Annotated in this window: 13 protein-coding genes; 10 read left to right on the forward strand and 3 right to left on the reverse strand. The window is 71.4% G+C overall.

Translation table 11 applies throughout. The annotated features are described in order from the left end of the window. Positions 1 to 9 precede the first annotated feature (9 nt). From HC031_RS27960 to HC031_RS27970, 3 genes are all read left to right on the forward strand, one after another. Positions 10 to 759 (forward strand): isocitrate lyase/PEP mutase family protein, encoded by a 750-nt coding sequence (locus HC031_RS27960; RefSeq protein ID WP_167928434.1) that lies wholly within the window; start codon positions 10 to 12, stop codon positions 757 to 759. Between the two features lie 185 nt (positions 760 to 944). Beyond that, positions 945 to 1,817, forward strand: a complete 873-nt coding sequence (locus HC031_RS27965) for a universal stress protein (RefSeq protein WP_167928435.1) — start codon at positions 945 to 947, stop codon at positions 1,815 to 1,817. Positions 1,818 to 1,830: 13 nt separating this feature from the next. Continuing rightward, a complete protein-coding gene (locus tag HC031_RS27970; RefSeq protein ID WP_167928436.1) occupies positions 1,831 to 2,688 on the forward strand; it encodes a universal stress protein in 858 nt (285 codons plus the stop codon). A 244-nt stretch (positions 2,689 to 2,932) separates the two neighbouring features. Here the strand turns inward: HC031_RS27970 and HC031_RS27975 are convergent, their stop codons facing one another. Beyond that, on the reverse strand, positions 2,933 to 3,355 hold the full coding sequence (locus HC031_RS27975; RefSeq protein ID WP_338090864.1) for a DUF488 domain-containing protein: 423 nt from the start codon (positions 3,353 to 3,355) through the stop codon (positions 2,933 to 2,935). Positions 3,356 to 3,754: 399 nt separating this feature from the next. Here HC031_RS27975 and HC031_RS27980 point away from each other — a divergent pair, with 399 nt between their 5' ends. After that, positions 3,755 to 4,414, forward strand: a complete 660-nt coding sequence (locus HC031_RS27980) for a class I SAM-dependent methyltransferase (RefSeq protein WP_167928438.1) — start codon at positions 3,755 to 3,757, stop codon at positions 4,412 to 4,414. On the opposite strand, the gene HC031_RS27985 is transcribed toward HC031_RS27980, so the two are convergent. Further along, entirely contained in the window at positions 4,407 to 5,165 is a 759-nt protein-coding gene (locus tag HC031_RS27985; protein WP_338090865.1) for a 3-keto-5-aminohexanoate cleavage protein, read from the reverse strand. The genes HC031_RS27980 and HC031_RS27985 overlap by 8 nt on opposite strands. A gap of 71 nt (positions 5,166 to 5,236) precedes the next feature. Further along, on the reverse strand, positions 5,237 to 5,998 hold the full coding sequence (locus HC031_RS27990) for a FadR/GntR family transcriptional regulator (RefSeq protein WP_338090866.1): 762 nt from the start codon (positions 5,996 to 5,998) through the stop codon (positions 5,237 to 5,239). Between the two features lie 169 nt (positions 5,999 to 6,167). On the opposite strand from HC031_RS27990, the gene HC031_RS27995 reads away from it, so the two are divergent. The 6 genes from HC031_RS27995 to HC031_RS28020 all read left to right on the forward strand — a co-directional run bounded on the left by HC031_RS27995 (position 6,168) and on the right by HC031_RS28020 (position 11,991). Further along, positions 6,168 to 7,436, forward strand: coding sequence for an ABC transporter substrate-binding protein (locus HC031_RS27995; RefSeq protein WP_167928440.1), 1,269 nt, complete (start codon positions 6,168 to 6,170; stop codon positions 7,434 to 7,436). Between the two features lie 78 nt (positions 7,437 to 7,514). Beyond that, positions 7,515 to 8,462 (forward strand): carbohydrate ABC transporter permease, encoded by a 948-nt coding sequence (locus HC031_RS28000; protein ID WP_205863327.1) that lies wholly within the window; start codon positions 7,515 to 7,517, stop codon positions 8,460 to 8,462. Continuing rightward, positions 8,459 to 9,274, forward strand: coding sequence for a carbohydrate ABC transporter permease (locus tag HC031_RS28005; protein ID WP_167928441.1), 816 nt, complete (start codon positions 8,459 to 8,461; stop codon positions 9,272 to 9,274). Before HC031_RS28000 ends, HC031_RS28005 begins: the two co-directional genes overlap by 4 nt. 25 nt (positions 9,275 to 9,299) lie before the next feature. Further along, on the forward strand, positions 9,300 to 10,430 hold the full coding sequence (gene dgoD, locus HC031_RS28010) for a galactonate dehydratase (protein ID WP_338090867.1): 1,131 nt from the start codon (positions 9,300 to 9,302) through the stop codon (positions 10,428 to 10,430). Positions 10,431 to 10,435: 5 nt separating this feature from the next. Next, entirely contained in the window at positions 10,436 to 11,071 is a 636-nt protein-coding gene (locus tag HC031_RS28015; RefSeq protein WP_205863328.1) for a bifunctional 4-hydroxy-2-oxoglutarate aldolase/2-dehydro-3-deoxy-phosphogluconate aldolase, read from the forward strand. After that, entirely contained in the window at positions 11,071 to 11,991 is a 921-nt protein-coding gene (locus tag HC031_RS28020) for a sugar kinase (protein ID WP_167928444.1), read from the forward strand. The genes HC031_RS28015 and HC031_RS28020 overlap by 1 nt, the downstream gene beginning before the upstream one ends. The last annotated feature ends 93 nt before the right edge of the window (positions 11,992 to 12,084 follow it).

Raw genomic sequence — 12,084 nt, forward strand, 5'->3', positions numbered from 1 at the left:
ACGCCTGCGATGACCACCACACCGGCTCAGCACGAGAAAGCGCGCAAGCTGCGCGCACTCCACCTGCAGCCCCCGATCCTCGTTCTGGTCAACGCCTGGGACGTGGCGTCCGCCCGGGCGGTCGCGGCGGTACCGGGCTGCCGGGCCGTCGCGACCGCGAGCCACTCCATCGCCGCGGCCCACGGCTACGACGACGGCGAACACATGCCGGTCGAGTTGATGGTCACGGCGATCGCGCGCATCGCCGCGGCGGTGGACCTTCCGGTGACCGCCGACCTGGAAGCCGGCTACGGCGACGCCGCCGGCACGGTGCGCGCCGCCATCCGCGCCGGGGCCGTCGGCGGAAACCTCGAGGACGCCATGGCGCCGCTCGACCACGCCGTACGCGCGGTCGAAGCCGCCGGGGCCGCGAGCCGCGCGGAGAACCTTCCCTTCGTGCTCAACGCCCGGACGGATGCCTACCTCGCCGGCCCGCCCGAGACCGCCCTCACCGAATCGATCGAACGCGGCACGGCCTACCTCGCGGCCGGCGCCGACTGCGTCTTCGTTCCCGGGTGCACCGACCCTGACGACATCCGCGAACTCGTCGCGGCGTTCGGGCCCGGCCGGCTCAGCCTGCTCGGTGTGCCCGGCACCCCGGAGCCAGCCCGGCTGGAGGCCCTCGGCGTCGCCCGCGTCTCCTACGGCCCGTACCCGCAGCGCTGGGCGCTCGACGCGATGGTCCGCAGAGCGCAGACGCTGCTACGCGGCGGCCGCTGAGGCCGAGGTCCACGCGCGTGTGTCCAGGGTGAGCGCCTGATCCACCCGGCCGGGACGCGCCGACCGGGCCGGAGGTCATCGCCTCGGGGGACGTCAGACCGTGCCGACCCGCCCGCTCGTCGAGCGACAGTTGAACCGATACGGAAGGCGTCAGGAGCAGCGGACACCTCGAGCGGAGGCACGCGATGAGCAACCGGGTCGTGGTCGGCGTCGACGGCTCCGACTGCAGCATGGCGGCGGTGGAGCTCGCCGCCGGGGAGGCGGCGCTGCGGGACCTGCCGCTGCGCGTGGTGTACGCCTACGTGTGGCCGTACCTCGCCGCGCCACCCGGCGCCGCGCCGGTCAGCCTGTCCGACACCGATCTGCGCGGCGACGCGGAACAGGTTGTGCGGGAGGGGATCGAACGGGCCCGCGCGGTCGCGCCGACGGTGACCGTGACGGGCGAGACGGTCGTCGGTGGCGCGGCCGGAACGCTGCTCGAGGAGTCGCGCTCCGCCGCGCTCGTCGTCGTCGGCGACCGCGGGCTCGGCGGCTTCACCGGCCTGCTCGTCGGCTCCGTCGCGGTGCAGTTGACCGCGCACGCCACCAGCCCGGTCCTCGTCGCCCACGGCCGCGCCGACCCGGCCGGCGACGTCCTGGTCGGCGTCGACTGCTCAGCCGCGAACGAGCCCGCGATCGGGTTCGCGTTCGAGGAGGCGGCGCTGCGCGGCGTCGCGGTGACCGCCCTGCACGCCTGGACCCATCCTGTACGCGGCGAGCCCGGCGACATGCTGCCCCTGGTCTACGACGCCGCCGACGTCGAGGCGGAGGAGGACCGGGCGCTGGCCGAGGCGCTCGCCGGCTGGCGCGACAAGTACCCGGACGTACCGGTGCACCGGCGCCTGGTGCGCGGCGCGACCCGGCAGGCCCTGATCGAGGCGTCCGGCTCCGCGCAGCTCGCCGTCGTCGGCTCGCGCGGCCGGGGCGGGTTCACGGGACTGCTGCTCGGCTCGGTCAGCCAGGCGGTGCTGCACCACGCCCACTGCCCGGTCGCGATCGTCCGCCGGACGTGCGGTTAGGAAGGGCCGACAGGTGGCCGCGCCGCTCGTGGTGGGGGTGGACGACTCGCCGCCGTCGTACCGGGCGCTGGACTGGGCGCTCGCCGAGTCCCGGTGGCGGCGCGCACCGCTGCGCCTGGTGTACGCGGCCGACCCGCGCGACCCGCTCGACGACACCGGTGCGGACGCCGCCGCCGGACGGGCCGTGGCCGAGGAGACGATCGCCCGCTCCGAGGCGTACGCGCGCACGGCGCAGCCGGACGTCGACGTCACCTCGGCGATCGGGTACGGGGACGCGGCCGGCCGGCTCGTGGACGAGTCGACGGCGGCGGCGATCGTCGTCGTCGGCCACCGCGGCGCGGGCGGCTTCGGCAGCCTGCTCGCGGGCTCGGTGGCCGTACAGGTCGCCGGGCATGCCCACTGCCCGGTCGTCGTCGTACGGCGCCCGCCCGCCGGGCCGGAGCCCGCAGCGACCACCGAGGGTGTGGTCGTGGGGGTCGACGGGTCGCCGCGCTGCGAAGCCGCCGCCGAGTTCGCGTTCGCCGAGGCCGGGCTGCGCGGGGTGGGCCTGACCGCGGTGCAGGCCTGGTACTACCCGGTCGCGTCGGGCGCCGTCCGGCAGCCCGCCGCGCTGGAGGAGGCGGAGAGCAGGCGGTTCGCCGGCTGGCTGGCGCCGTTCGAGGCGCGCCACCCGGACGTGGCCGTACGTCGGGTGCTGACGCACGGCGAGCACCCGACGGTGGCCCTCGTCGAACGGTCGGCCGGCGCGCCGCTGCTCGTGGTCGGAGCGCGCGGGCACGGCGGCTTCCCCGGACTGCTGCTGGGGTCGGTCAGCCACGCCGCGATCCACCACGCCGCCTGCCCGGTGGCGGTCGTCCACCAGGCCGCGTGACGACTCACACATACATTGACGTCTATCGCTTGACGGAGATGTGTGCCTACGACGGCCCGGTCAACGGGTTTCCCGACCTGTTGACCACATAAGACTGTCCGATTAGAACGGTCCTGCCGGTGTGCCGAGGGAGGCCCGAGCCGCACGCGACCCACGGTGGAGCCGGCCGAAGTCGGCTTCGACCCCGCCCGGATGGCCCGCATCGACCGGCACTGCGCCAGCTGGTGTACGCCGCGCTCGTCGACTAGCGCCCGTCCCCCGGCGTGCCGCTGAGCCACTCGGCGAGAACGGCGGCCTGGCTGTGGTCCGCGTCGCGGGTGGCGGTCAGGAGCGTGAGCTGGTCGCGGGCGGCCAGGTCGCGCAGCCGGGCGACCGCCTCCCGGTGCCCGGAGTCGCGCAGTTCGGCGAGGTAGCGGCGGCGGAACTCGGCGAAGCGGTCGGGCTCGTGACCGTACCAGCGCCGCAGCTCGGTCGACGGAGCGACATCGCGCAGCCACTCGTCGACGTGGGCGTCCTCCTTGCGCATCCCGCGCGGCCAGACCCGGTCCACCAGCACCCGCGTACCGTCGCCGGGCGACGTCTCCTCGTACACCCTGCGGTAGGTGACCCGGTTGGCCATGACGCACCCCTTCTGCGGATCGGCCGGCACGGCGGTGGGCGGTGACACCTTGGTTCGTCCAGTTTATGCCGCCCGGGGTGGCCGGACACTGTCCAGCGCGCCGAGCGCTGGCCGTGCGTGAAACCACCCGCCCCGCTGTCTACCTAGGACTGTCCGGCGGGCGGCGCAGATGCCCACCGGCGGGCCGTTCGCCGAACGCAGGTACTCCGTCCTGACGACGGTGACACGCGCGATCCACCGATCCAGAGACCGCCGTTCCGCTTCCCTGCCGTCCGAGGTTTGTCCCCCTCTTCGCCGGTGGGCATCTCCCTACAGACTCGGCCGCCGGCGGGCCGGTAACCAGGGCGTTCGGCCCCTCGGCGGCGTGACCTCCGTCCCGAACCGGCCCTCGGACGCCGTCGGTGGGGCGACCTGGAGCATCGATCGAGTCCGCTAGGGTGCGCTGGCATGACCGAAGCGGCGTTCCTGCGTACGACCCGGGCTGCCTACGACACCGTGGCGGCCGACTACGCCGCGCGCTTCGGCGCCGGATTGGCGGACAAACCGCTGGACCGGGCGCTGCTGTCGGCGTTCGCGGAGCTCGTACGGGCCTGCGGCGACGGTCCGGTCGCCGACCTCGGCTGCGGCCCCGGGTCCGTGACGGCCCATCTGCACGCGCTGGGGCTGACCGCGTTCGGCATCGACCTGTCGCCGCAGATGGTGGCGCAGGCCCGCCGGGCACATCCGCACCTGCGGTTCGACGTGGGCTCGATGACCGCGCTGGACGTGCCGGACGCCAGCCTGAGCGGCATCGTGTCGATGTACTCGATCATCCACACCCCGCCGGAGTCGCTTCCGACGGTGTTCGCCGAGTTCCATCGGGTGCTCGCCCCCGGCGGACAGGTGCTGCTCGTCTTCCAGGTCCGCGACGAGCCCGGGCAGCGGACGGACTGGTACGGCCACCCGGTTTCGCTCGACACCTACCGGCAGGTCCCGGACGAGGTCGCCGACCTGCTGAGCGCGACCGGGCTCGTCGTGCACGCAAAGCTGCGGCGCGAGCCCGCCGGGGACGCGGAGAAGATCCCGCGCGCGTACCTGCTCGCCCGCAAGCCGGCCGCCGTCAGCTGACCGCAGACCCGTCGATGACGGCGACCGCCGCCGCCACGAGATCGGCGTTGCCGGCGGCCGGCGTTCCGTCCGGGAGCAGGAGCACGTCCTCCAGACCGATCCGTACCTCGAAGCCCTGCCGGGCCGCGCTCGCCAGGACCGGCCACGTGGTGCGTTCGCAGCCGTGCAGCTGGATCGGCACCCCGAGCGGCGCGACGAGGTCGAGCATCCGCTCCGCGGTGCCGAGCGCCGCGGATACCGACGGCTCCATCGGCTCGAGAAGGATCCGGCAGCAGGAGCCGGCGAGCGGCCCGCGTACGAAGAACCGGGCGGCCTCGACGTCCCACAGCCCCGCCTCGACCCCGGTCCCCCGGCTCAACAGCGCGTCCGCCACCCGCTCCGCGCCCGGCTCGTGCCAGTTGACCGAGACCACGTCCGGTAGGACGTGCCAGGAGCGCACCGCGCCCAGTCGCGCCTCGGGATCCGGCGCGATCCACGCGCCGGTCGTCACCCCTGTCACGACGCCTGGAGCGGCGGCGCGGACGGCCGCGACCACCGCGTCGACGTGTCGCGCGTCGAGCGTCTCGTCCCCCCGGTCGTCGCGCGGGTGGACGTGTAGCGCGTGGGCGCCGGCAGCGACGGCCTGCGCTCCGGCCTCCGCGAGCTGAGCGGGCGTCAACGGCACCGCTGGATGCTCACCGGGCCGTCGCGAGCCGTTCAGGCAGGCGGTGAGCACGTTCGCCCCTTCCGCCGTCCGCGCCGGGTTGGTCACGCGCCTGAAGCGTACCGGCGTGCGGGTGCGGCGGCCAGATCGGCAGCGGTCGCAACGGATCGGGCCCTCGGTCAGTCCCGGCCAGGCACGCCGGTGCGTTCCCAGATCGATCGCATCTCGTTCATGGCCTGCTCCATGATGTGCACCATGGCGTCCCGCGCACGCTCGCCGTCGTGCCGCTGGATCGCCTGCGCCACGTCGGCGTGGTGCTGGAGCGCGTGCTCGTCCGGGTAGTGCGGCATCAGCGCGTAGTGGTGACGGCCCGTGAGCACCTCGGCCACGAGCTCCTGCAACTTGACGAACATCTCGTTGCCCGAGCTGAGCAGGACCTGCCGATGGAACTCGATGTCGAGGCGCAGAAACTCCGCCTCGTTGCCGGCCTTGCCCGCCGCCCACATTTTCGCGGCGAGCCCGACCAGATCGCTCGCCTCGTCGGGAGTGGCCCGCTCGGCCGCCAGTGCTGCCGCCTGCGGCTCGACCGCGGTGCGCAGCTCGGTCAGCGAGCGCAGCTGCACGATGCGGTCGGCCGACGCGAGCCGCCAGCGGATGACCTGGGGGTCGAAGACGTTCCAGTCGCTCGCGGGGCGGATCTGTGTGCCGACCCGACGACGGGTGTCGACGAGCCCCATGGACGCGAGCACCCGCAAGACCTCACGGACGACCGACCGGGAGACCGCGCACTGATCGGCGAGGTCGTCGATGTAGAGGACCGATCCCGGTGCCAACTGGCCCGAGCAGATCGCCGTACCCAGCTCATCCAGCACGCGGGCGTGCAGCCCCGCCTGGGCGGCGACGAGTGAGGGGGCTGCCTCCCCCGTAGACGGTGTGACCACCGATAAAACATACCAGTTCCATGAACCTCCTTGCATACGTCAGATTTATTGCTATAGCGTGCCCCCACTAAGCGGATGTAACGCGCACGTTTCGGTCGTACGGCAAGGCCAGCCACATAGAAGGGAAGATGCAGTGTTGCGTCGGTCGGTCATCGGGGCCTCTCTGGCCATGGCTGTCGCCATGGGCCTGGCGGCCTGCGGAAGCAGCGGAAGCAGCGGAGGTAGCGGAGACAGCGGTAGCGGGTCGAAGACCCTGCGGGTGACCCTCGCCAACCACGTCTGGACGGAGAACATCAAGGCGGCCCTGGGCGACTTCGAGAAGCAGACGGGCCTCAAGGTCGAGGTCACCCAGCTCGGCGAGAGCCAGCTTTCCGATCAGTACAACGTCAAGCTCAACGCGGGCGCCAGCGACATCGACGTGATGATGTACCGCCCTCTCCAGGAGGGGAAGCTGTTCGCGAAGAACGGGTACCTCGCCGACCTGTCCAAGGACGTCAAGGCCAACAAGGACTGGGACTTCAGCGACTTCCAGGCCGGCCCGGTGGGCACCACCACCTACAAGGGCAAGGTGGTCGGTGTTCCGATCATCACCGAGCGTGAGGTCCTGTACTACCGCAAGGATCTCCTGGCCAAGGCCGGTCTGACCGCCCCGCCGAAGACGCTCGACGAGCTCAAGACGGCGGCCGCCGCGGTGAAGGCCGCCGACCCGGGCGTCGCTGGCTTCGTGGCCCGCACCGACAAGTCGGCCGCCGTCACGCAGTTCTCCAGCTTCCTTTACAGCTTCGGTGGCGACTTCGACAAGAACGGCAAAGCGACCGTCAACAGCGACGCGGCCAAGCAGGCGTACGCCTTCTACGGCGGGCTCCTCAAGGACAGCGGCCCGGCGAACGTGAGCACCGACATGAGCTGGCCGGAGGCGATGGCCATCTTCACTCAGGGCAAGGCCGCGTTCTACACCGAGGCCGACTCGCTGTACAAGAACGCCACCGACCCGGCCAAGTCGAAGGTGGCCGACACCGTGGGCTTCGCGCCGTTCCCGGCAGGCCCGGCCGGCTCCAAGCCGTACAACATCCCGTCGTGGGCGCTCGGCATCAACGCCAACTCGAAGAACCAGGCCAACGCCTGGAAGTTCATCGAGTGGGCCACCAGCAAGGAGCAGACGCTCGCACAGCAGAAGGCCGGTGTTCCCAGCGCCCGTACCTCGGTGTGGGCGAACCCCGAGGGCACCTCGACCTACCCGAAGGACCTCGCCGACGCCATCGCCGCCAGCGCGAAGGGCGGCGTCGCCCACGACCGGCCGCTGGTCGTGAAGGTTTCCCAGGTGCGTGAGGTCGTCGGCCAGCCGATCGTGGAAGCGATCACCGGCAAGGACCCGGCCGCTTCCGCGGACACGGCCAACCAGGCGTTCCAGAAGTTCCTGGACGACGAGCAGAAGTAAGCCGGTCGAGGTGGCTCCGGCCGGCCGGCCGGAGCCACCTCGCCGGGACAGAGTGGTCCCGTCGAACCCGGAGATCTCATGGCCGCCGTCACCTCCCCCACCCGGTCCCCCAGCGCCCGCTCCACGTCACCGGACCCAGCCTGGTCGCGTTGGGCCAACGGCCACCGCAAGTGGCTCTTCGCCGCGCCCGCGATGCTCTTCGTCGCCGTGCTCATCGTCATCCCGCTGACGTGGACCATCTATCTCAGCCTGACCGATGCCGAGGGATCGGTGCGAGCCGAGTCCTCGTTCATCGGATTCAAGAACTACGTCGACGTACTCTCCGACACCGACCGGTTCTGGCCGGCCGTACTGCGGACGGTCGCGTTCACCGGCATCGCCCTGCTCTTCGAGGTCGTCCTCGGCATGGCGATCGCGCTCCTGCTGTGGCGCCCGTTCCGGGGCCAGCGCTGGGTGCGCGTGGCGATCCTGATGCCGCTGGTGGCCACGCCGGTCGCGGTAGGCATGATGTGGCGCCTGATCTTCGACCCCAACATCGGCATGGCGAACCAGGTCCTCGGGTGGGTCGGGATCGGCCCGCAGCCGTGGCTGGCGGGTAGGAGCACCGCGCTGCCGACGACGATGTTCATCGACATCTGGCAGTGGACGCCGATGGTCGCGCTGATCCTGCTCGCGGGCCTGACGTCGCTGTCCGACGAGCCGCAGGAGGCGGCGCGCATCGACGGCGCCAGCGCCTGGCAGCGGTTCCGGCACGTCACCCTGCCGCTGATGATGCCCACGGTGATCGTGGCGATCCTGCTGCGCGGCATCGACGCGCTGAAGACCTTCGACATCCTCTACGCCACCAAGGGCCGGGGCGGCGGCTCGTTCCACGAGGTCGAGACCCTCAACGTGTACGCCTATGGGCTCAGCTTCGACTACAACGAGTACGGCGTCTCCTCGGCTGTCCTCATCATCTTCTTCCTGATCATCATCGGACTGATGTGGGCGTTGACGGCCCGCCGGAAGAAGGAGGCGAACCGATGAAGTCCCCTACCGCCTATCGGGCGTTCCGCGTGGTGGCCTTGGCCGTCGTGGTGGTCTCGCTGCTCGCGCCGCTGCTGTGGATGGTCGCCGCGTCGTTCAAGACGAATGTCGACATCTACGACCAGAGCAAGGCGCTGGTCTTCTCCCCGACGCTGGAGAACTACAAGAAGGTCCTGCGGCAGGCGAACTACGTCCAGTTCATCGGCAACAGCCTCTGGGTCGCGTTCGCGGCCACGGTGCTCTCGCTGATCCTCGGCGTGCCGGCGGCGTACTCGATGAGCCGCTTCAACATGAAAAAGTCCGCGCTCGTGGTGCTCATGGCGCGGGTCATCCCGGGCGTCTCGCTGCTGGTGCCCTGGTACTACGTCTTCTCGAACCTGCGCATGGTCGGCGGGTTCACCGTGCTGATCCTCAGCCACATGTTCGTGTCGCTGCCGCTGATCGTGTACATCATGATGGGCTTCTTCGACGGTCTGCCCCTCGAACTCGAGGAGGCGGCGCTGGTCGACGGGCTGACCCACATCGGCGCCTTCCGCAGGGTCACGCTGCCGCTGTCCGCGCCGGGCATCGCTACCGCGGGGATCCTGTCGTTCATCTTTTCCTGGAACAACTTCATGTTCGCGCTCGTGCTGTCCGGAGCGGACACCAAGACGCTGCCGGTCGCGATCTTCGACTTCGTCGGGTACGCCAGCATCGACTGGGGTGGCCTGATGGCCGCGGCGACCGTGGTCACGCTTCCGATCATGTTGATCGCCCTTTTCGTTCAGAAGTACGTCGTCTCCGGCCTGACCGCCGGCGCCACCAAGGGCTGAGGTTTTGACAACAAAGATCACAAGGGTGGAGACGTTCCTCGTCCCGCCGCGATGGCTCTTCGTCCGGGTCGAGACCGAGGGCGGGATCGTCGGCTGGGGCGAGGCCACCTGCGAGGGGCGGTCGGAGACCGTACGCACCGCCGTCGACCAGCTCAGCGAGCTCCTCATCGGCCAGGACGCCCTGCGCATCTCCGACCACTGGCAGGTGATGACGAAGGGCTCGTTCTACCGCGGTGGACCGATCCTGGCGAGCGCGGTGTCAGGGCTCGACCAGGCGTTGTGGGACATCGCCGGCAAGTGGTACGGCGGTCCGGTGCACCAGTTGCTCGGCGGCCCGGTCCGGGACCGGGTCCGGGTGTACGGCTGGGTCGGTGGTGACGAGCCGAGTGAGGTCGCCGACCACATCGCCGCTCAGGTGGAGGCGGGGTTGACCGCGGTCAAGATGAACGCCTCCGGCCGGATGAGCCCGATCGCGTCGGTCGCGGAGTTGGACGAGGTCGTCGCGCGGGTGGCCGCCGCCCGCGAGGTGCTCGGCGAGCACCGTGACGTCGCCGTCGATTTCCACGGCCGATTCACCCTCGCCAACGCCCGCCGGGTGGCACCCCTGCTGGAGCCGTTGCGGCCGTTCTTCCTGGAGGAGCCCGTCGTGCCGGAGAACTCGCACCTCATCGGCGAGTTCGTGCGCTCGACGACCACGCCCGTATCCACCGGCGAGCGGCTGTACAGTCGTCAGGAGTTCCTGCCCGTGTTCCAGGCCGGCATCGCGGTCGCCCAGCCGGACCTGTCGCACGCAGGGGGCATCACCGAGGTATGCAAGATCGCAGCACTGGCCGAGGTGTTCGACGTGCAACTCGCCCCACACTGCCCGCTCGGCCCGCTCGCCCTGGCGGCCTGCCTGCAGGTCGGGTTCGCCACGCCCAACTACCTGATCCAGGAACAGAGCGTCGGGATCCACTACAACGTGGGTGCCGAGGTCCTCGACTACTGCCTGGACAAGACACCGCTGACGTTCGTGAACGGGTATGTCGAGCGGCTCATGGCACCCGGCCTCGGCATCGAGATCGACGAGCAGGCGGTACGGGCGGCGGACAAGCGTGGCCACGCCTGGCGCGGCCCGGTGTGGCGGCACCCCGACGGCTCCTTCGCGGAATGGTGAACCTCATGACTGTCGATTTCGTCGCCGAACTCACCGCCGCTCGGATGCTGGCGATCATCCGGGGCACCGACACGGGGGCGGCCGTCGCGGCCGGCAGGACCCTGCTGGCTTCAGGCGTACGCATCGTGGAGGTGGCGCTGACGACGCCGGGTGCCCTGCGGGCCATCGAGGCCATCCGCTCGGATGCACCGGTCGGGTCCCTGATCGGCGCGGGCACCGTGCTGACCGTCGCGGACGTCGCTGACGTGGCAGCGGCGGGCGCCCAGTTCGTGGTGACACCGGCCGTCGTGGACTCGATCCCGGAGGCCGCCCGGCGCGGCCTGCCCGTGGCAGCCGGCGCGTTGACCCCCACCGAGGCGCATACCGCGGTAGGGCTGGGCGCGTCCGTGGTCAAGCTCTTCCCGGCGTCGCTGGGCGGGCCGGCGTACCTGAAGGCGTTGCGGGACCCGTTCCCGGACGTCCCCTTCGTCGCCGTCGGCGGCGTCGGCCTGGACCACCTGCGCGCATACCTCGACGCCGGCGCGATCGCCGTCGGCGTCGGCGGCCCCCTGGTCGGGGACGCCGCGTCCGGTGGCAGCCTGGAAGACCTGCGGGCGCGGGCCCAGGCCTACGTGGCAGCCGCGCAGCGGCGGCAGGCGTGATGCGGACACCGGACGTCCTCACCTTCGGTGAGTCACTGGTCTCCCTCCGCTCAGCCGGCCCGCTGGCGACCGGGGGCACCCTCACCACGCACGTGGCCGGCGCGGAGGCCAACGTCGCCATCGCGCTGGCCCGCCTCGGCCACCGTTCGGCGTGGGTCGGCCGGGTCAGCACCGACGAGCTGGGCGAGTTCGTGCTGCGGCAACTGCGCGGCGAGGGCGTCGACACCGGCGGCGTGGTCAGGGACGCCGAGCGATCGACCGGCCTGATGTTCCTGGAGCGGCGCACCGCCGACCTGACCCGGGTGCAGTACCGCCGGGCCGGCTCGGCCGGGTCGGCACTGACGGTCGACGACCTCCGCGCCCCGCTGGCAGCGGGTGCCCGCGTCCTACACCTCACCGGTATCACCCCGGCCCTGTCGCCGTCCGCCCGGGAGGCCACGGCGTGGGCCGCGAAGTCCGCGGGTATCCCGGTGTGCCTCGACGTCAACTACCGGGCCCGGTTGTGGTCGCGCGACGCGGCGCGGGCGGTCCTGGCGCCGCTGGCGGCGCACGCCTCGATCGTCGTCGCCTCGGACGACGAGCTCGACCTGGTCGGTGACGTCGACACCCTCCTGCGGCAGGGCGCCGACGCCGTACTCGTCAAGCTCGGCGCCGCCGGCGCCCGGGCGCACACCCGCGACGGCGTCCACCACGCCGGGGCCCTGACCGTGACCGCCGTCGACACGGTCGGCGCCGGGGATGCCTTCACCGCCGGGTACCTGTCCGGCCGGCTCGACGGCCTCGACGTCGACGGCTGCCTGCGCCGCGCGGTCACGCTCGGCGCCTTCGCCGTGTCGACCAGCGGCGACTGGGAAGGCCTGCCGCGCCGGGACGAGCTGTCCATGTTGGACAACCACGAGACCGGAAGCACCATCCGTTAGACCACCGAAAGGTACCCCGTGAAGATCGTCAGCGCGGACGTCATCGTCTGCAGCCCCGACCGCAACTTCGTCACCCTCAAAATCACCACCGAC

This window comes from Planosporangium thailandense (assembly GCF_011947195.1).
Lineage (GTDB): Bacteria > Actinomycetota > Actinomycetes > Mycobacteriales > Micromonosporaceae > Planosporangium > Planosporangium thailandense.